General features: G+C 62.3%; 12 protein-coding genes and 1 pseudogene. 7 read left to right on the forward strand and 6 right to left on the reverse strand.

Going from position 1 to position 19,710, the window contains the following annotated elements; translation table 11 throughout:
• Window positions 1-11: 11 nt before the first annotated feature.
• Window positions 12-1,106, reverse strand: a complete 1,095-nt coding sequence (locus J7E36_RS18875; protein WP_215006128.1) for a transcriptional regulator, SarA/Rot family — start codon at window positions 1,104-1,106, stop codon at window positions 12-14.
• A 154-nt stretch (window positions 1,107-1,260) separates the two neighbouring features.
• On the opposite strand from J7E36_RS18875, the gene J7E36_RS18880 reads away from it, so the two are divergent.
• Both J7E36_RS18880 and J7E36_RS18885 read left to right on the forward strand, forming a co-directional pair.
• On the forward strand, window positions 1,261-2,472 hold the full coding sequence (locus J7E36_RS18880; protein ID WP_435304183.1) for a multidrug effflux MFS transporter: 1,212 nt from the start codon (window positions 1,261-1,263) through the stop codon (window positions 2,470-2,472).
• Window positions 2,473-2,525: 53 nt separating this feature from the next.
• Window positions 2,526-3,227 carry an SDR family oxidoreductase gene (locus tag J7E36_RS18885; protein WP_215006131.1) on the forward strand — a complete coding sequence of 234 codons (702 nt, stop codon included), beginning with the start codon at window positions 2,526-2,528 and terminating at the stop codon, window positions 3,225-3,227.
• 73 nt (window positions 3,228-3,300) lie between these two features.
• Here the strand turns inward: J7E36_RS18885 and fabF are convergent, their stop codons facing one another.
• From fabF to J7E36_RS18900, 3 genes and pseudogenes are all read right to left on the reverse strand, one after another.
• On the reverse strand, window positions 3,301-4,587 hold the full coding sequence (gene fabF, locus J7E36_RS18890; protein ID WP_215006134.1) for a beta-ketoacyl-ACP synthase II: 1,287 nt from the start codon (window positions 4,585-4,587) through the stop codon (window positions 3,301-3,303).
• A 69-nt stretch (window positions 4,588-4,656) separates the two neighbouring features.
• Window positions 4,657-7,716 carry an efflux RND transporter permease subunit gene (locus J7E36_RS18895; RefSeq protein WP_215006137.1) on the reverse strand — a complete coding sequence of 1,020 codons (3,060 nt, stop codon included), beginning with the start codon at window positions 7,714-7,716 and terminating at the stop codon, window positions 4,657-4,659.
• A pseudogene (locus J7E36_RS18900) lies at window positions 7,713-8,815 on the reverse strand (efflux RND transporter periplasmic adaptor subunit). Before J7E36_RS18900 ends, J7E36_RS18895 begins: the two are co-directional and overlap by 4 nt.
• A 415-nt stretch (window positions 8,816-9,230) precedes the next feature.
• On the opposite strand from J7E36_RS18900, the gene J7E36_RS18905 reads away from it, so the two are divergent.
• A complete protein-coding gene (locus J7E36_RS18905) occupies window positions 9,231-10,016 on the forward strand; it encodes an SDR family NAD(P)-dependent oxidoreductase (protein WP_215006141.1) in 786 nt (261 codons plus the stop codon).
• 71 nt (window positions 10,017-10,087) lie between these two features.
• Here the strand turns inward: J7E36_RS18905 and J7E36_RS18910 are convergent, their stop codons facing one another.
• On the reverse strand, window positions 10,088-11,359 hold the full coding sequence (locus tag J7E36_RS18910) for an OmpP1/FadL family transporter (protein ID WP_215006144.1): 1,272 nt from the start codon (window positions 11,357-11,359) through the stop codon (window positions 10,088-10,090).
• A 181-nt stretch (window positions 11,360-11,540) separates the two neighbouring features.
• Complete coding sequence (locus J7E36_RS18915; protein WP_215006147.1) at window positions 11,541-12,161, reverse strand: TetR/AcrR family transcriptional regulator; 621 nt, start codon at window positions 12,159-12,161, stop codon at window positions 11,541-11,543.
• Window positions 12,162-12,557: 396 nt separating this feature from the next.
• Here J7E36_RS18915 and J7E36_RS18920 point away from each other — a divergent pair, with 396 nt between their 5' ends.
• The 4 genes from J7E36_RS18920 (at window position 12,558) to J7E36_RS18935 (ending at window position 19,388) form a co-directional block, all read left to right on the forward strand.
• Entirely contained in the window at window positions 12,558-13,322 is a 765-nt protein-coding gene (locus tag J7E36_RS18920) for a substrate-binding periplasmic protein (RefSeq protein WP_215006150.1), read from the forward strand.
• Window positions 13,323-13,521: 199 nt separating this feature from the next.
• Window positions 13,522-14,775 (forward strand): multidrug efflux RND transporter periplasmic adaptor subunit MexE, encoded by a 1,254-nt coding sequence (gene mexE / locus J7E36_RS18925; RefSeq protein ID WP_215006153.1) that lies wholly within the window; start codon window positions 13,522-13,524, stop codon window positions 14,773-14,775.
• Between the two features lie 15 nt (window positions 14,776-14,790).
• Entirely contained in the window at window positions 14,791-17,970 is a 3,180-nt protein-coding gene (locus J7E36_RS18930) for an efflux RND transporter permease subunit (protein WP_215006156.1), read from the forward strand.
• A complete protein-coding gene (locus tag J7E36_RS18935) occupies window positions 17,967-19,388 on the forward strand; it encodes an efflux transporter outer membrane subunit (protein WP_215006159.1) in 1,422 nt (473 codons plus the stop codon). Before J7E36_RS18930 ends, J7E36_RS18935 begins: the two co-directional genes overlap by 4 nt.
• Window positions 19,389-19,710: the final 322 nt, after the last annotated feature.

A 19,710-nucleotide genomic window follows, 5' to 3' on the forward strand; every position in this document is an offset into this window, starting at 1 on the left:
AGGCCGGAGGTTCATCCACCGTCGGTCTGCGCAAAGACGGTAAGCGTTTCGCGAAGCGCTTCCTGACCTGCGAGCGGGCAGATAGCCTTGATTTGCTCGCCAACGGCCAGGAGCTCTGCGCGCAACGCCTCGCCGGCATCGGTCAGCGCAATCAGCACCCGACGCTCATCCTCCTTGTCACGGGTTCTCGTCACCCTCCCCGACGCTTCCAGACGCTTGAGCAAGGGGGTGATGGTCCCGGTATCCATGCCGAGGCTGGCGCCCAGGTCGCCCACGGTCCTGGGGGCTGCGCTGTACAACTCGAGCATGGCCAAGTACTGCGGGAACGTCAGTCCCAGCGGGTCCAGCAGCGGCTTGTGAAGACGGATCATCCGATTGGAAGCGCTGTACAAGGCAAAGGCCAGCGGGGTTTCGCGCACAAATGCCGAATTCTGCAGCTCGATATTATCTAGCATGCTAGACAATTCGAAACTGTCCCTGGTGGAAGCGGCTACGTTTACAGGCGCGGTCGGCTCCTGGAGTGCTGCGCGCTCGACTTGTGCGTCGAGCTCAAGCAGCTCATCGCGTGTTGCGCGCAGGATCCGCGCGGACAACTGCTTATCATCGACCGCCCGGGCCAGCACCATTGCACCGACAATGGCAGCAACGAAGCTGGTGGCCTGGTCCTCCGTGGATCGGCCACGCCGCCACGTCAGGCCGGACCTCAGCGACTCGATCATCCGGACAAGCCCCTGCGTAAAGGAGCGGCGCATCCCTGGCTCGCGCGCAACATCAATCGCCAGCGCAGGCATTGCGCAGCCGGCTTCCGGGTGGTCACGGTGCTGCTCACTGAGGTACATCGCGAGAAAGGCGTCCCTGGGTGCATCGCTGCTCGAGACGGTCTCTTCAAGCTTCAGCGCCAACTGGTCCATCGCGCGCTCAAGGCTGGCGCATGCCAGGACCTCCTTCGAGTCGAAATGCGCATAGAACGCACCGTGAGTCAGACCCGAAGCCTTCATGACTTGCGCGATGCTCGCCCCGGCGATGCCGTTGGCGCGAAATAACCGGGACGCCTCATCAAGGATTCTCTCGGAACGCTCTGCGGTCTGGCCTGAGGGATATCTCATTGGAAACCTCCGTTATGACACTTGACGAATTGCATGATGCTCATCATGCTTGATCGACAATATGATGACCATCATACATAGCGACGCGACTATCGGCGGTTTTTTGTCCTAACGGGTCGTTTTAGCAAGCACACCGATCAACAGGTTCAAAACAATGACGATGACCTCCGTAAGCGACTCCACTCAGGCCTTGCAGCCACTGACCGGCCGAACCGTGGCATTGCTGGCGGGCCTGGCTGCCATCGGCATGCTCTCCACGAACATCATTCTTCCGGCGTTCCCGGCCATCGGCGATGACCTGGGAGTCAGCGCACGGGAGCTCGGCCTGACCTTATCCAGCTTCTTCATCACCTTTGCGCTGGGCCAGTTGATTGTCGGGCCATTGGCCGACCGCTATGGGCGCCTGAAACTGGTGCTGGGCGGACTCTCCATCTTCGTGGTCGGCACCGTCATCGCTGGCCTCGCCCCCAACCTTGACGTGCTGATCGGTGGGCGCGTCGTCCAGGCGCTGGGCGTGTGCGCGGCCTCGGTGCTGTCGCGCGCGATAGCACGGGACCTGTTCGAGGGTGAAACCCTCGCCCGTGCCTTGTCGCTGACCATGATCGCCACCGCTGCGGCGCCAGGGTTTTCGCCATTGGCGGGCAGCGTCCTGTCCGACACGCTCGGCTGGCGTGCCATTTTCATCCTGGTCGGGCTGGCCGCCGTGGCACTCGCCTTCTTCTATATTCGCGGCCTCGGCGAAACCCATCCCGCCGATCGCCGGGCACCGCACTCGGCCAAGAGCGTGGTGCTCGCCTATCGACGGCTGGCATTGGACAAACGCTTCATCCTGCCGGCCGTTTCCATGAGCCTGCTGATGAGCGGACTGTTTGCTTCGTTTGCGGCCGCCCCGGCCATTCTGATGAAGGGCCTTGGCCTGACGTCATTGCAGACCGGCCTGTACTTCGCCGCCACGGTGTTCGTGGTGTTTGGGGCCGGCATGGCAGCACCGCGCCTGGCCCACCGTCACGGCGTTGCAAGCATCACCCTCCTGGGCATTGCCTGCGCCATGGCCGGCGGTGTCATGTTACTGGCAGGCCCAGCGGACCCAAGCCTTGGGCGCTATGCCCTTTCAATGGTGACGTTTCTCTGGGGCATGGGGCTGGCCAACCCGCTGGGAACGGCGATCGCAATGGGACCTTTTGGCAAGGAGGCCGGCATGGCTTCCGCGCTGCTGGGTTTTGTCTCCATGGGCGCCGCAGCGCTGACCACCTGGCTGGCCTCGGTCCTGCCTTTTGCACCGGTGACGGCCTTGGGTGGCATCCAGGCGTTGGCATGCCTGATTGCGCTGGTCCTGTTCGCCCTCAGAGGCCGCTTCGCCAAGTAGACCCGCGCTCACGCGCCGTTCGATTTTTTTCATCAACCCCTGGAGAATCAAACATGCAAATCAAAGGCAGTGTGGTACTGGTAACCGGTGCCAACCGGGGCATAGGCAAGGCTTATGTGCAGGCACTTCTCGCCGCGGGCGCCGCAAAGGTGTATGCCGCGGCACGTGACCCTGCAACCATTGAAGCCCAACCCAACGTGGTGCCACTCAAACTTGACGTGACCCGCCCCGGGGACATCGCGGCGGCGGTCGAGCAAGCGCAGGACCTGACGCTGCTGATCAACAACGCAGGCATGCACGGGACCCAATCGCAGGCGGCCATCAGCCTGGAAAATCTTCGCCAGGAGTTCGAGACCAACGCGGTTGCGCCGCTGGCCACCAGCCTGGCCTTCGCCCCGGTCCTGGCCGCGAACGGCGGCGGCGCCATCGTCAACATGCATTCCGCCCTGAGCTGGGTCAACCTGCCCGGCACGGTCACGTATTCGGCCAGTAAAGCCGCTGCATGGTCGTTGACCAATGGCCTGCGCTTGCAATTGGCGACCCAAGGCACCCTGGTGGTAGGCGTACACGTTGCATTCGTGGACACGGACATGACACGAGGTATCGAAGGCGTGCCCAAGGCATCGCCACACGATGTGGTCCAGCGGGTGCTGGACGGGGTGATCAATGACCAGCCTGAAGTACTGGCCGACGACACGAGCAATCAACTCAAGCAGAACCTGAGCAACGGCATCTACCTGCGGCCGATTTCGTAATCAACCTGCGAATGCGCTAACCCTGTGGGTTCGGTAGTGTGTCCGAAATTACGCAGCCAGCCGCCAACCGTGATCAGGATTGCCAGCGGCGCAGCAGCACGCTGGCGTTAACCCCACCGAATCCGAACCCATTGGACAGTGCATGGGTGATCGGCATTTTCCGCGAATTCAAGCCGACCAGATCCAGCCCTTCGGCCGCATCATCGGGATGAAGCAGGTTCAGCGTCGGCGGCACGACCTGGTCACGCAGCGCCAGCACCGTGAAGATCGCCTCGATGCCCCCGGCTGCGCCCAGCAGATGTCCGGTAGCGGATTTGGTCGAGGTGATCGCCACGCCGGAATCACGCCCGAACACCGAGCGAATTGCGGCCAGTTCGCTGCTGTCACCGACCTGGGTGGAGGTCGCGTGGGCGTTGATATGCTGCACGCCCGCGGGATTGATCGCGGCCTGGCGCAGCGCCTGCTCCATTGCACGCCGCGCACCGTTGCCGTCTTCCGGGCCTGCAGTCAGATGATAAGCATCGGCGCTGGTGCCATAACCGACCAATTCCGCCAAGGGCCTGGCCCCGCGCGCCAGGGCGTGCTCCAGGGATTCGATCACCAGCAAGCCGGCGCCCTCGGACATGACAAAGCCATCGCGATCTCGATCAAACGGTCGCGAGGCCTCCTGTGGACGCTCGGAAAACCCCGTGGACAGCGCGCGTGCCGCCGCAAAACAGCCGAGGGTCACGCGATCGATCGCCGCCTCGGTACCGCCGCACAGCGCAATATCCGCCTCACCACTGCGGATCAACCTGGCCGCATCGCCGATGGCCTGCACGCCGGCAGCACACGCTGTAACGGGCGCCCCGAGCGGCCCTTTGAAGCCGTGTCGGATGGACACGTGCCCGGCGGCCATGTTGGCGAGAAAGGCCGGCGCGCTGAACGGTGACAGGCGCCGCGGGCCCCGCGCATCGGTGGTGCGGATCGCATCGGCAATCGCGCCGAAGCCGCCGACGCCCGACGAAATAATCGTCGCGGTGCGCTCTTGATCCAACGCTTCCGTCGGATGCCAGCCCGCCTGCTCCAGGGCTTCATCAGCGGCCACCAACGCGAACTCGATGAAGCGATCCATCTTCTTGCGATCCTTGGCGGCAATCACTCGATCCGGGGCGTAGCCGGCAATGGCATCGTCTTCCAGCGACGGCACCTGACCGCCCACGGCTACCCCCGTGCCCTCGGTAATCTCGCTAGACAGATGACGGATGCCGGACTGTCCTGCCAGCAACCGCTGCCAGACGGTTTCAACCCCGCATCCGAGTGGACTGACGATGCCAACGCCGGTGACGACGATGCGTTTCTGACCTTCGGGAGTCATCATAGGAACCTCTTCGTTTTTTTCAGTCGCCGCTCAATCCAAGTACCCAGCACTCGCCGGCTCGCACTTCCTTCAATGCGCCGGATGAACGGGGCGGATCTTGAACCAGATGGAATACATCGCCGGCAGGAACACCAGCGTCATGATGGTGCCGCCAAACGTACCGCCGATCAGCGTGTAGGCCAGCGTCCCCCAGAACACCGAGTGCGTCAGGGGAATGAACGCCAGGATTGCCGCGAGCGCGGTCAGCAGGACCGGACGCGCGCGCTGGACCGTGGCTTCGATGACCGCATGGAACGGATCCAGCCCCTCTTTTGCATTCTGGTGGATCTGCCCGATCAGAATCAGGGTATTGCGCATCAGGATGCCCGAGAGCGCGATCAGCCCGACCAGGGCGTTGATGCCGAACGGTTGCTGGAACATCAGCAAGGTCGGCACCACGCCAATCAACCCCAGCGGCGCGGTAAGAAACACCATGATCATCGCCGAGATCGAACGCACCTGCACAATGATGATCAGCAGCGTCAGGGCAACCATGATCGGCACCAGCGGCACGATCGCCTTGCCGGCCTTGCCCGATTCCTCGATGGCCCCGGCCTGCTCGATCCGGTAACCATCAGGGAGCGTATCGATGATCGGCTGCAGTTGCTGGATGATTGCGCTCGAAACGTCCGGAGGCTGCAAGCCCTCGGCAATGTCTCCGCGCACGGTAATGGTGGGCGTGCGGTCGCGCCGGCGGAGGATCGGGTCCTCCATGCGCACATCGACCTCGCCGACCTGGGACAGCGGAATCCGCTGCCCTGCCGCGCCCACCAGGGTGAAGCCTTCGATCCTGGCCGGGTCGAGGCGGATATCCCCCGCCGCGCGACCGATCACCTGCACCGAACGGATGTCCTCGCGAACCGCGGTGATCGGTACGCCAGTCAGCAGGAACTGCAGTTGTTGGGCGACAGCGCTGGAGGTCAGCCCCACCGCCTGCAAGCGGTTCTGGTCCAGGTTGAAATGCAACGCCGGCGTCAGCGGTCCCCAGTCGGTGTTGACGGTCCTCATCAGCGGACTCGCTTGCATCACGCCCTGCACCCGATCAGCGATCTGGCGCAACGTCGACGGGTCCGTCCCCATCACCCGGTAGGCGACTGGGAATGGCGAATAGGGTCCGAACACCAGCTGCGTGACCCGGACGCGTGCCTCGGGAGCCAGCCCTTCGGCGACCGCCGCGCGAAGCCGGAACTTGAGGGTTTCCCGCGCCTCCTGGCTGTCCGTCAACACCACAATCTTGGCGAACGACGGGTCCGGGAGTTCCGGCGCCATCGCCAGGTAGAAACGGGGCGCGCCCTGACCGATGTAGGCGGTGACGATTTTCGCTTCATCCTGCTTTTGCAACCAGGCCTCGACCCGGGCGGTGGTGGCGCTGGTCTGCTCGATGGAGGTGCCATAGGGCATTTGTACTTCCACCAGCACCTCCGGACGGTCCGAGGTCGGGAAGAACTGTTTCTTGACCAGTCCCATGCCGACAATCGCCACGACAAACGTCGTGATGACCGTCCCGGCCACCCACCATTTACGTGCAATGACCCGCGTGAGCACCTGGCGGAACCGGTTGTAGTTGCGGGTGTTATAGATAGCCGCATGGCCGCCCTCGACCTGCTTGATCTGCGGCAACATCTTCACCCCCAGGTAAGGGGTAAAGGCTACCGCGACGACCCAGGAGGCAATCAGCGCAATGCCGACGATCGAGAACATGTTGCTGGTGTACTCGCCGGCGGTCGATTGTGCGAAGCCGTTGGGCATGAAACCGATCGCCGTCACCAGCGTACCGGAAAGCATCGGTGCCGCCGTATGGCTCCAGGCATAGGCAGAGGCCTTGATCCGGTCGTAGCCCTCCTCCATCTTCACCACCATCATCTCGATGGCAATGATCGCGTCATCCACCAACAACCCGAGGGCCAGGATCAGCGAGCCCAGGGTAATGCGGTCAAAGTTCTTGCCGGTGGCCGCCATCACCACGAACACCACGGCCAGCGTCAACGGCACGGCCGCCGCAACCACCACGCCGACATGCCAGCCCATGCTGATAAAGCAGACAACCATCACCACCAGCAGGGCAACAAAGAACTTGATCATGAACTCGTCGACGGACGAGCTGATATTCACCGATTGATCGGTGACCTTGGTCAGCGCCATCCCCAGGGGCATCCCCGCATTGATCCGGGTCATTTCCGCGTCAAGCGCCTTGCCCAGGTCCAGGCCGTTCCAGCCCTCGCGCATCACCACGCCCAGCAGCAGGGCTTGTTCGCCGTTGTTGCGCACAAAAAAGGTGGCCGGGTCCTCGTAGCCACGCTCGACGGTCGCCACGTCGGAAAGCCTCAGGGTGCGCCCCTGGATCGCCAGCGGCGTATCGCGAATCTTCTCCAGCTTATCGAAGGCACCGTCTACCCGCACGAACACCTGCGGCCCGTTGGTTTCGATCGAGCCGGCGGGCGTGAGCACGTTCTGGCTGTTCAGCGCGGCAAAGATGTTCTGCGGCGAAACACCCAAAGTGGCAAGCCGATCATGGGAGAAGGACACGAAGATGCGCTCCGCCTGCTCACCGATGATATTGACCTTCTTCACGCCGGCCACATGCAGCAGGCGCTGGCGCAACGACTCGGCACCGCGCACCAGCAACCGCTGCGGCTCGCCTTTGGCCTTCAAGGCGAATAAAGCAAAGGTCACGTCAGAAAACTCGTCGTTGACCATCGGCCCGATGACGCCTGCCGGCAGCTTGGTGGCCTCGTCGTCGAGCTTCTTGCGCGCCTGGTAGAACTCCTCTTGCACCTCTGGAGGCGGCGTCCGATCGACCAGCGACACCATGGTGAAGGCCAGGCCGGGACGGGTATAGGTTTCCGTGCGGTCATACCATTTCAGTTCCTGCAGGCGCTTTTCCAGTGGCTCGGCGACCTGATCCTGCATCTCCTGCGCCGTCGCGCCCGGCCAGGCGGTAATGACAGTCAATTGCTTGACCGTGAACGGGGGATCCTCCGCCCGCCCGAGCTTGAAGAACGCCAGCGTGCCCGCGACAGCGATCAGGAAAATCAGAAACACCGTGATGGAGCGTTCGCGAACGGCGAGTGCCGACAGGTTGAGACTCATGGACGGCTCCCGGCAACCTTCACCTCGCCCTGTGGGGCCAGCCTCACTTCTTCGCCCTCACGAAGCAAATGCGCGCCCAGCCCTACGATGCGCTCGCCGACCTTGAGGTTGCCGGCGACCCGCGCGGCGTCGTCGCTCAAACCCAGGACCTGGACGGGGCGCCAAGTGACTTTCGCCGGCTCTCCGTCGATGCTCCACACACCGGCGCCGTTGCCCGAGTCATAAATGGCAGCGATCGGCACCTGCAGCACCTGCCCCTGTGCAGCGCCTGCGGCGATGCGCAGTGTGACGGTCGAGCCCAACGGTGCGCTGGCCAACACCCCCTCAAGCACGTAGCGTGCCTCAAAGGTGCGCGTCACCCGATCGGCCGAATCCGAAAGCAGTCTCAACCGCGCCGTGACGGGTTCCGTGGCATTGCCGTACAGCGTGGCCTGAGCGATGGATCCGGTAGCAGGTCGCAACGTCTCGGGCAACTGCACAACGGCTTCGCGCTGCCCGGCGCGTGCCAGGCGCACCACCGGTTGCCCAGGGCTGACCACCTGCCCCGGTTCGGCGAGCGTTTCCATCACCACGCCGTCGGCGTCCGCGAGCAACACGGCATAGCCGGACGCATTACGGGCCACGTCAGCCTGGGCCTCGGCCGCATTGAGTTGCGCCTTTGCGGTGTCGGCAGCGGCTCTGATCTGGTCGTAGCCCGAGGCGGAAATGGCGCCTGCGGCAACCAGCGCACGGTAGCGCGCCTCATCATCCGCGGTCTGTTTGGCCTTGGCCCGCGCAGCACTGACGGCTTCTTGCTGCGCCCGCGCCTGCAGTCCCAGGTCGATGGGGTCCAGACGCATCAGCGGCTGACCTCGCTTGACGGCCTGGCCGGCGTCGACGAGCCGTTCAACCACCTTGCCTGACACCCGAGGTCGCTCTGCACCCGCGCCGCCACGACGCCCGTGAAGGACCGGGAGATGTCGGCGGAGCCTTGAACTTCAGCGACCCGCACCAGCGGGGCGAGCGTGCGCGGGTCTTCGGCGGTGGTTGAGTCGCCACACGCCGCCAGCACGAGCGGCATCAAGCAAGCGGCAAGGGTGACAGGTCGGAGCCGGTGCATAGATTCCCTACTGGAAGAATGGAACAGGAGTTTCATTTTCAATCCAGTGACCAATACTGTCAATAGTCACAATGCGCGATTTTCGTAATGCTCTGCCAAGGGGCTTGAATCTTGAGATTGTTCGCTCGCCGGTGCTGAAGAGTGAGATTGACAGATTATGACTATAATCTAGTATGGTCACAAACCGCTTACACATTCCCAGGAATCTCAATGCCCTCCCTCCGCACCGCACTCTGCCGACCAGACACTGCTCCAGGCTTCCGATGCCCGGGCACACGCTCGAACCGGGTCGGCACGGGCGGCAATCACGGCATTCAGGACGCTCGGTGGTGCTGGCAAGCACAGAGACCTCAGCCTGTGGCGACCCGATAACCCCCACCCTCCCTTTCAACTGAAAATACCGGAGTACAGCAATATGCATACGAACGAGAATTCCTGGGTGCTCATCACAGGCGCATCAAGTGGATTTGGTGAGGAGTTTGCCCGGCAATACGCAGCCCAGGGAAAATCGCTCGTGCTGGTAGCGCGCCGGCTGAGCCGGCTCGAAGCGCTGTCGACGGAGCTGCGCGAGCGTTTCGGCATCGAGGTGATTGTCGAGCAGGTCGACCTGTCTTCGATCCCGGCGATTATCGAACTGCGCGAGCGACTGAACAGCCGCGGCGTCACGATTGATGTGCTCATCAACAATGCCGGGCATGGCTTGCAGGGTGCGTTCCTGGATCATCCGCTGGACCAGTCCCTGGCGATGATCGACCTGGACATCGCCAGCCTGACGGCCATGACGCGCCTTTTCGCGGCAGACATGCGAGCCCGCCGTCGCGGCCAGATCCTGATGGTCGCCAGCCTGCTGTCCTACCAGGGCGTGAAGCACTTCGCGGTTTATTCAGCGGCGAAGGCTTATGTGCTGCGCTTCTGCGATGCGCTTCATCAAGAGCTCAAGCACGATGGCGTCGTCGTGACGGCGCTGTGCCCAGGCATGTCGGACACCGGGTTTGCGCAAAGCGCCAGCCAGAAACTCACACCGGCCTTGAAAATGGTCATGATGCAGCCCCAACCGGTCGTTCGCGCCGGCATCCGCGCCCTGCAAGCCGGACGCATGAGCGTCGTGCCGGGCTTTGGCAACAAGGCGATCACGGTATTGACCTGGGCCACGCCACGCCGGTTTCACCAACGCCTGATGGCCCATGTCATGGGCGTATGAGTCAGCGCCCCGATGGAAAGTGTTCCTGAGGACCGGGAGCCCGACGGGCTCCCGGCAAAGGCGGCGCCGTCTTAGAAGCGATAGCTGACCGAGGCGCCAAGGCCACTGGCACTGTTGCGGTATTTGGAGCTGTATGCGCCCCGGGTCGGCGAGGTCTGGTTGACCCGCACGCTCTCTTCCTGCAAGTAGGAATACGCCACATCAATGGTGACATCTTCCACCGGCGTCCATCCGGCACCGAAGCTGGCCACCGTGCGATCACCCGTTGGAATCCGAGGCCCACGGTTGGTGTTGTTGGCCGGCGACTGATCGACCGAGAAGCCGGCACGAAGCACCCACTGGTTGTTCAACCGGTACGCCGTGCCGATCGCATGGCCCCAGGTGTCGTGCCAGTTCTCTTCTTCGCTGATGGTGCCCAACTGGCCGCTCAACAACGGCGGCAGGCCACTGTTCTCGATCGTCAGCTCCTTGAAGCGGCTCCAGCGCGTCCAGGTGCTGCCCAGGTACAAGGTCCAGTCATCATTGAGCTGATGGGTCACCGAGAAGTCCACCGACTCGGGCGTATCCACGTCCAGCGACGCGTCATAGCTGCGGCCACTCACTCCCAGCACACTGAATATGCCGTCGGTAAGCTTGGACTTGGCATCCAGGTGGTAACTGACCTTGGAATGGTAAGTCAGGCCCACGCGGGTCTGGTCCGTCGCCTGCACCAGAATACCGGCGTTGAAGCCCAAGGCTGTGTCGTCGCCGTTGCTTTTCAGCTTCCCGTCGTTGCTGCCGGGGCTGAGCGGATTGGGCACCATCCCGGATATCTCGCCACTGATACGGTTGATGGTGGGGCCGAACCCAATCGACACCTTATCGTTGAAGGCGTAACTGACGGTGGGCTGGAAGGTCAGTGTCTTGACCTCACTCTTGTTGGCGTAATAGCGCCCGGCAAAATCGCTGCCGTAATCGGTGATCAAACCGAACGGCACATAAAAGCCAACGCCGACGGCCCAGTGCTCATCAACAGGCTTGACGTAGTAACCCATCGGCACCGTGGTCGCCGGCACCATGTCACCGTCCTCCTTGCCGCCGAACGTGCTGCGGGTCTGGCTGATGTCACTCTTGGCAAACAGCGTCGCCGCACCCAGGCTCACCTGCTCCTTCTTCAAACGCGACATGCCCGCCGGATTACCGAAGACAGTGCTCGCGTCTTCGGCGGAGGAAGAGCGGCCGGCAAATCCCGAGCCCATTCCACTGATGCTTTGTTCGTTAAGGGCGAACCCACTCGCGAAAACGTGGAAAGTTGCAAGCGCAACGGCGAGACCCAGGGGAGTGTTGAGCAAGATTTTTTTCATTATTAGTACTCTAGGAACAGACGCAAAAGTGGTCGCGCAAGCGCGGACGCGCAATATTTATTCATATGACCGTTTTAGTCAATGGTCACAGAATGAATATAAAAAAGCCCTTGCCTTCGCCAAGGCATGAGCGACTTCTGGCGTTTACTGGAGGGCTATGCCTGGGTGGAGATGCTGAAGCTCAAGGCATCAGGCTACGCAGGATAAGATTGCAGGTGAGCGTTGGAGCCACTTCGACAAAATCGAGATTGTACTGCAGCAGCAGCGGATTGACGAACGGCCGAAGGGTCAGGTGAATCGCTTCTACCGTCTCATCGAGGGGCGTCTTGCGTTCGAACTCACCGCTTTCACGTCCTTCGCGCACGATCTGCACCACGAATTGCTTGATCCGCGCGTCATAGACCTGCGAGCTGGGCCAGCGCTCCGACGCGGAAAAAGCGGCGATGTCATAAAGCTTGCGGTCATTGAAAAACAGGTCTATCCCCGTTGTGACCAGGGTTTTGACCAGCCGCCGTAAACGCTCTGTCGAGGACAGCCCCTCTTCAGCGACGGCCTGTTCCACGGCCGCAACGATCTTCGTCAGGCAGCTTGAACAAATGGCTTCACCAATCGCCTGCTTGGAATCGAAGAACTTGTAGATATAGGCTTTGGAAAAGCCAATGGCCTTGGCCAGGTCGGATACTGTGGTCTTGGCATAGCCGTACTGACTGAAATGCTCGTTGGCCGCCGCAACAATCTGGTCGCGAATGTCATGATCGGCTGGGCCGCGGGTGCTGGGCGTAGGTAGGGATGGCTGGTTCATGGAAGCAGCTTACGCACCCGACAGACGATTGACAACTTGTGACCAACTGTACTTAAAGTCACAATTCGGCGTTTTCAAGCATGCCCTGCTTCTTCACGGACGTTCATCGTCGGCGCTGTTCAACTCTCTACCGCCGGCCTGAGTACCTCATCACACCAGCGGCGGAATGGCGTCGGCGTCGCCGACCTCGGACAGTGCCTTCAGCACCGCCCTCGAACGCATCTTGGGCTGCTCGCCCTGGCGCTATGCGGCACTCAACGTGCACACCCCGAGGTTTTTATCGGCGCTTTGATCTATACCTTCAGATACACGCGATCAAGCCGAAAAGATAGGCATGGCGCGTCCCGATAAAAACAATGACGCAGTCTTTTTCTTTCAATGCCTGAAGTATCGATCATGACCCCGATCACACGCCTTCTGAAGGTCCTCATCCAAGCGCTGTACGGGTTTTGCCTGTGGCTGCCGCTGTTGGTCGTTCCCCAGGCACGCGCTGAACCGACCACCATTGAACTGCACATCCTCGACGCGCCCCCACTGACCTTTGTCAGCGACACCAGGGGCTACGGCATCGTCGGCGATGTCGCGGTGGCGGCCATGACCAAGGCCGGGTATGCCGTAAAAATCCATGTGCTTCCCTGGGCCCGAGCGCAAAAACACGTGAGTGAAAATCACGATCATCTGATCACTCCCCTGTCGCGCATCCCGACCCGTGAAGATCGTTACACCTGGATCGCATCGATCATGCCCATGGAACGTGCTTTTTTCAGCCTCGAACGGCAGGTGAGCAGTTTTGCCCAGGCGAAGGACACCTACCACAAGATTGGTGTCGGCCTGGGTAGCGCACAGGAGGAAGTCCTGCGCACCGAGGGCTTCAGCGATGATCAGATCCACCCGCTGGCGATTGGTGACAACCCCGCCCAGATGCTGCTGATGGGGCGCATCGACGCCTGGTTCAACGGCGTTCCCGAGACCCGCTACATCTGGCCCAAGGTGTCCAACCGCAAGCTGCTCATGAGCTCAGTCGGCAGCAGCGCCGATCTCTACCTGGCCTGTTCGAAGCAATGCTCCCCAAAAATGGTCGAGGATTTGCGCGAAGCCGTTGAGGCGCTTCGCGTTGATGGCTCCGTCAAGCGCATCCATGACCTCTACTTGCCGGAATAGACGCTTCTGAGATTGTCACTCTTGTCCTCCGGCAGTCATCAATCAGATTGATAGCAACCTAACGAAAGCCCCGTACTAGAGGGCTCATCGATGGCTTATATCATTACGAATGATAGTTACCTTTGCTTCATTCGATTCGTTCCCCAGGCCTGCGCCACGCATCATCCGCCCATTCTCAATACATTGGCGGATGCTATCCATGGAACACTCACTCTCAAAACTGCGTTTTCCCCTCGCCTTGCTGGCGGTGCTGGTGATGAGCGCCTGTGGCAAGACGCCTGACACAGCCGCCTCGATGCCACCGGCCAAAGTCAGCGTCGCCAAGGTCCTGGAGCAACCCGTCAACGAATGGGACGAGTTCACCGGGCGCCTCGAAGCACCAGAGACCGTGGAGATCCGCCCGCGGGTTTCCGGGCAGATCGACGAAGTGGCCTTCATCGAAGGTGCGTTGGTGAAGAAAGGCGACCTGTTGTTCCAGATCGACCCACGGCCCTTCCAGGCTGAGGTTCGTCGTCTCGAAGCCCAACTGGCCCAGACCCGCGCCACGGCAACCCGCAGCGAGAACGAGGCCCAGCGTGGCGAACGCCTGCGCCAGAGCAATGCGATTTCAGCCGAACTGGCCGACTCGCGCACCAGCGCCGCCCAAGAGGCCCGCGCCGCCGTCGCGGCCATCCAGGCGCAACTGGACCTGGCCAAGCTGAACCTGAGCTTCACCCGTGTCACCTCGCCCATCAGCGGTCGCGTCAGCCGCGCGCAGATCACCGCCGGCAACCTGGTGACCGCCGACGTCACGCCGCTCACCAGCGTGGTCTCCACCGACAAGGTCTACGCCTACTTCGACGCCGACGAACGCGTCTTCCTCAAGTACACCCAACTCGCCCGCCAGGGCCAGCGCGGCCAAGCCACGCCGGTCTACATGGGCCTGTCCAACGAGGACGGCAACCCGCACCTGGGCCAGATGAACTTCATCGACAACCAGGTCAACCCGCAGACCGGCACCATTCGTGGTCGCGCGGTGTTCGACAACAAGGACGGCGCCTACACCCCGGGGCTGTATGCCCGCCTGAAGCTGGTAGGCAGCGGTACTTACTCTGCCGTGCTGATCAACGACGAAGCCGTCGGCACCGACCTGGGCAAGAAGTTCGTGCTGGTGATGGACGCCGACAACAAGCCGGCCTACCGCGCCGTCGAACTGGGGCCCAAGATCGAAGGCCTGCGCATCGTGCGCAATGGCCTGGACAAGAACGACACCATTATTGTCAAGGGGCTGCAACGGGCGCGTCCGGGTTCACCGGTCACCCCTGAAACCATCCCGATGGCCAGCGACGACACCCTCGCGGCCCTGGCACAACAACGTAAAGCGCTCGAAGCCAGCAACCTGCCTCAAGTCGCGCCTTCCAAGGCAGCGTCCGGAGCGGCAGGCAAATTGGCTGCGGCGACCCCACGCGGTTAAGGGACTGAATCCAAGATGAAATTTTCCCAGTTCTTCATTTCGCGGCCGATCTTCGCAGCGGTGCTTTCGCTGCTGATCCTGATCGCCGGCGCCATCTCGCTGTTCCAGCTACCGATCAGCGAATACCCGGAAGTCGTGCCGCCCACCGTAGTGGTTCGCGCCAACTTCCCCGGCGCCAACCCCAAGGTCATCGGCGAAACCGTGGCCGCGCCCCTGGAACAGGCCATCACCGGTGTCGAGAACATGCTGTACATGTCCTCGCAATCGACCGCTGACGGCAAGATCACCCTGACCATCACCTTCGCCCTGGGCACCGACCTGGACAACGCCCAGGTGCAGGTGCAGAACCGCGTCACCCGGACCGAGCCCAAGCTGCCGGAAGAAGTGACCCGGATCGGTATCACGGTGGACAAGGCCTCGCCCGACCTGACCATGGTCGTGCACTTGACCTCGCCGGACAAACGCTACGACATGCTCTACCTGTCCAACTACGCCCTGCTCAACATCAAGGATGAGCTGGCGCGCCTGGGCGGCGTGGGTGACGTGCAACTGTTCGGCATGGGTGACTATTCCCTGCGGGTCTGGCTGGATCCGAACAAGACCGCTTCGCGCAACCTGACCGCCACCGACGTGGTCACGGCGATCCGTGAACAGAACCGCCAGGTTGCCGCCGGTGCCCTGGGGGCGCCGCCAGCGCCGAATGCCCAGGCCTTCCAGCTCTCGATCAATACCCAGGGTCGCCTGGTGAATGAGGAAGAGTTCGAAAACATCATCATTCGCTCCGGTGCCAACGGTGAAATCACGCGCCTGAAGGACATCGCCCGGGTCGAACTGGGGTCCAGCCAGTACGCCCTGCGTTCGTTGTTGGACAACCAGCCGGCGGTGGCGATCCCGATCTTCCAGCGTCCGGGCTCCAATGCCATCCAGATCTCCAACGACGTTCGCGCCAAGATGGATGAGCTGAAGAAAGGCTTTCCGGCCGGCATGGACTACAGCATTGTCTATGACCCGACGATCTTCGTTCGCGGCTCCATCGAGGCGGTGGTGCACACCCTGTTCGAAGCGCTGATCCTCGTGGTGCTGGTGGTGATCCTGTTCCTGCAGACCTGGCGCGCCTCGATCATCCCGCTGGTGGCCGTGCCCGTATCGCTGATCGGTACGTTCGCGGTGATGCATCTGTTTGGCTTCTCGCTGAACGCCCTCTCGCTGTTCGGCCTGGTTCTGGCCATCGGCATCGTGGTGGACGACGCCATCGTGGTGGTGGAGAACGTCGAACGAAACATCGAGCTGGGATTGACCCCAGTGGAAGCGACCAAGCGCGCCATGGGCGAAGTGACCGGCCCGATCATCGCCACGGCCCTGGTGCTGTGTGCGGTGTTCATTCCGGCGGCATTCATCAGCGGCTTGACCGGGCAGTTCTATAAACAGTTCGCCTTGACCATTGCCATCTCGACAGTGATCTCCGCGGTCAACTCGCTGACCCTGTCGCCCGCCCTGGCCGCGGTGTTGCTCAAGAGCCACGACGCGCCCAAGGACCGTTTCTCGAAGTTCCTCGACAAGATCTTCGGAGGCTGGCTGTTCCGTCCGTTCAACCGTTTCTTCGAACGTGCCAGCCACGGTTATGTAGGCACCGTCGGCCGCGTGATCCGCAGCAGCGGCATCGCCCTGCTGCTCTATGCGGGCCTGATGGTGCTGACCTTCTTCGGCTTCTCGAACACACCGACCGGCTTCGTGCCCGGCCAGGACAAGCAATACCTGGTGGCCTTCGCGCAACTGCCGGATGCGGCGAGCCTGGACCGCACCGAAGACGTGATCAAGCGCATGTCCGACCTGGCCCTCAAACAGCCCGGCGTACAAAGCGCGGTGGCGTTCCCTGGGCTGTCGATCAACGGTTTCACCAACAGCCCGAACGCCGGCATCGTGTTCGTCACCCTCAAGCCCTTTGACGAGCGCAAGGACCCGAGCCAATCGGCCGGTGCCATTGCCGGCGCCTTGAACGGCCAGTTCGCCGGAATCCAGGAAGCCTACATGGCGATCTTCCCGCCGCCGCCGGTACAGGGCCTGGGCACGATCGGTGGTTTCCGCCTGCAAATCGAGGACCGGGGCAACCTGGGCTACGACGAGCTGTACAAGGAAACCATGAACATCATCACCAAGAGCCGCAGCGTGCCGGAACTGGCTGGCCTGTTCACCAGCTACACCGTGAACGTGCCGCAGGTCGATGCCGCCATCGACCGTGAAAAAGCCAAGACCCACGGCGTGGCCGTCAGCGACATCTTCGACACCCTGCAGATCTACCTGGGCTCGTTGTATGCCAACGACTTCAACCGCTTCGGCCGCACCTATCAGGTCAACGTCCAGGCCGAGCAACAGTTCCGTCTCGAATCGGACCAGATCGGTCAGCTCAAGGTACGCAACAACCGTGGCGAGATGATCCCCCTGGCGACCTTCATCAAGGTCAGCGACACCTCGGGCCCGGACCGCGTGATGCACTACAACGGCTTCATCACCGCTGAAATCAACGGCGCCGCCGCCCCGGGCTACAGCTCCGGCCAGGCCGAGAAAGCCATCGAGAAACTGCTCAAGGACGAACTGCCCAACGGCATGACCTACGAGTGGACCGACCTGACCTACCAGCAGATCCTCTCGGGCAACACCGCGCTGTTCGTGTTCCCGCTCTGCGTACTGCTGGCGTTCCTGGTGCTCGCCGCGCAATACGAAAGCTGGAGCCTGCCGCTGGCGGTGATCCTGATCGTACCGATGACCCTGCTGTCGGCCATCACCGGGGTGATTCTGTCCGGCGGCGACAACAACATCTTTACCCAGATCGGCTTGATCGTACTGGTGGGGCTTGCCTGTAAGAACGCGATCCTGATCGTCGAGTTCGCCAAGGATAAACAGCTCGAAGGCATGAACCCGCTGGCTGCGGTGCTCGAAGCCTGCCGCCTGCGTCTGCGGCCGATCCTGATGACTTCTTTCGCCTTCATCATGGGCGTGGTACCCCTGGTGTTCTCCAGTGGCGCCGGTGCGGAAATGCGTCACGCCATGGGTGTCGCGGTGTTCTCGGGGATGCTCGGCGTGACGTTCTTCGGCCTGCTGCTGACCCCGGTGTTCTATGTACTGATCCGTAACTTCGTCGAGCGCAGCGAGGCCCGCAAGGCCGCCCGGGCCTTGAAACTGGAGGCGCAACAATGAGTTTGAAAGCATTCGTGCCGAGCTTGCTGGTCCTGGCGTTGAGCGCCTGCGCCGTGGGCCCGGACTACCAGGCCCCGAAAACGGAGGCGGCGAACATCACCACCGCCACCGACGGCGCCGCCGGCCAGAAGAATTTCGACCGCGCCCGTTTCGAAGGCGTCTGGTGGCAACAGTTCGAGGATCCGACCCTCAATGCGCTGGTGACCCAGTCGTTGGACGGCAACCGCGAGTTGCGCGTGGCTTTCGCCCGTCTGCGGGCCGCCCGGGCGATTCGCGATGACGCCAGCAATGACGTCATGCCGACCATCACCAGCCGCGCCAGCAGTAACCTGGGCAAAGGCCAGATTCCCGGGCAGACCACTGACCGTGTGAACACCGAGCGCTACGACCTGGGCCTGGACATGGCCTGGGAGCTCGACCTGTTCGGCCGCATCCAACGCAACCTGGAAGCCACCGACGCCGACCAGCAGGCGGCCGAGGCCGATCTCTACCAGTTGCAGGTGACGATGATCGCCGAGCTGGTGGACGCCTACGGTCAACTGCGCGGCGCGCAGCAGCGGGAAAAAATCGCTCTGGCGAACCTGAAGAACCAGCAGGACTCGCGCAAGATCACCGAAAGCCTGCGCGACGCCGGCGTCGGTGACCAACTTGACGTGGTTCGCGCCGATGCGCGCCTGGCCTCGGTCGAAGCCAGCGTGCCGCAACTGCAAGCGGAACAGGTGCGTCAGCGCAATCGCATCGCCACCCTGCTCGGCGAGCGTCCGGACAAACTGAGCGTGGACCTGAGCCCCAAGCAGATGCCGGCCATTGCCAAGGCCCTGCCGATCGGCGACCCGGGCGAGCTGCTGCAACGGCGTCCGGACATTCTCAGCGCCGAACGCCAACTGGCGGCCGCCACGGCGCGCATCGGCGTAGCCAAGGCCGACCTGTTTCCCCGGGTCAGCTTGAGCGGCTTCCTCGGCTTTACCGCCGGGCGCGGTTCGCAAATCGGTTCCTCGGCGGCCAACGCCTGGGCACTGGGCCCGAGCATCACCTGGGCAGCTTTCGACCTGGGCAGCGTGCGGGCGCGCTTGCGCGGTGCCAACGCCGAGGCTGAGGGCGCCCTGGCGACCTACGAGCAACAAGTGCTGCTGGCCCTGGAAGAGTCGGAAAACGCCTTCAGCGACTACGGCAAGCGCCAGCAACGGTTGATCTCGCTGATCCGCCAGAGCGAATCGAGCCGCGCCGCCGCCGACCTGGCCGAAATCCGCTATCGCGAAGGCACCGTGGACTTCCTCGTGCTGCTCGACGCGCAACGCGAACGCCTGGCCGCCGAAGACACCCAGGCCCAGGCCGAGGTCGACCTGTATCGCGGCATCGTTGCGATCTACAAGGCCCTGGGCGGTGGCTGGCAACCCGAAACCGTCGCCAGCAACTGACTCACCCTTACCAACCGAGCTCCTTTGGTTGGCCGCAACCAACCAAATTGTTTGCCCCGCGTCTCATACGGACGCGGGGCTTTTTTTGGTTGCCGCCTTGTGGCGCACACAAATCCTGAGCCCACCCAATAAACCCTGTGGGAGCGAGCCTGCTCGCGATGGCGGTGTGTCAGCCAAGACCTCCATCGACTGACCCACCGCCATCGCGAGCGGGCTCGCTCCCACAGGGGATTGTGGTGCACACACTCCCTCAGAGTTTACAAGGTTTGACTCACAGCCCCGCCTGGCCGAAGCTTGCGACATTTCATGTTTCCTGGTTATG

Origin of the sequence: Pseudomonas fluorescens (assembly GCF_018614775.1) — a bacterium.
Lineage (GTDB): Bacteria > Pseudomonadota > Gammaproteobacteria > Pseudomonadales > Pseudomonadaceae > Aquipseudomonas > Aquipseudomonas fluorescens_BY.

Coding starts and splice junctions, on each gene's coding strand:
- J7E36_RS18915 (WP_215006147.1), bottom strand. CDS start 12,161: ATGAACCAGCCATCCCTACCTACGCCCAGCACCCGCGGCCCAGCCGAT.
- J7E36_RS18905 (WP_215006141.1), top strand. CDS start 9,231: ATGCATACGAACGAGAATTCCTGGGTGCTCATCACAGGCGCATCAAGT.
- J7E36_RS18875 (WP_215006128.1), bottom strand. CDS start 1,106: ATGAGATATCCCTCAGGCCAGACCGCAGAGCGTTCCGAGAGAATCCTT.
- J7E36_RS18895 (WP_215006137.1), bottom strand. CDS start 7,716: ATGAGTCTCAACCTGTCGGCACTCGCCGTTCGCGAACGCTCCATCACG.
- J7E36_RS18885 (WP_215006131.1), top strand. CDS start 2,526: ATGCAAATCAAAGGCAGTGTGGTACTGGTAACCGGTGCCAACCGGGGC.
- J7E36_RS18935 (WP_215006159.1), top strand. CDS start 17,967: ATGAGTTTGAAAGCATTCGTGCCGAGCTTGCTGGTCCTGGCGTTGAGC.
- J7E36_RS18920 (WP_215006150.1), top strand. CDS start 12,558: ATGACCCCGATCACACGCCTTCTGAAGGTCCTCATCCAAGCGCTGTAC.
- J7E36_RS18910 (WP_215006144.1), bottom strand. CDS start 11,359: ATGAAAAAAATCTTGCTCAACACTCCCCTGGGTCTCGCCGTTGCGCTT.
- fabF (WP_215006134.1), bottom strand. CDS start 4,587: ATGATGACTCCCGAAGGTCAGAAACGCATCGTCGTCACCGGCGTTGGC.
- J7E36_RS18930 (WP_215006156.1), top strand. CDS start 14,791: ATGAAATTTTCCCAGTTCTTCATTTCGCGGCCGATCTTCGCAGCGGTG.
- mexE (WP_215006153.1), top strand. CDS start 13,522: ATGGAACACTCACTCTCAAAACTGCGTTTTCCCCTCGCCTTGCTGGCG.
- J7E36_RS18880 (WP_435304183.1), top strand. CDS start 1,261: ATGACGATGACCTCCGTAAGCGACTCCACTCAGGCCTTGCAGCCACTG.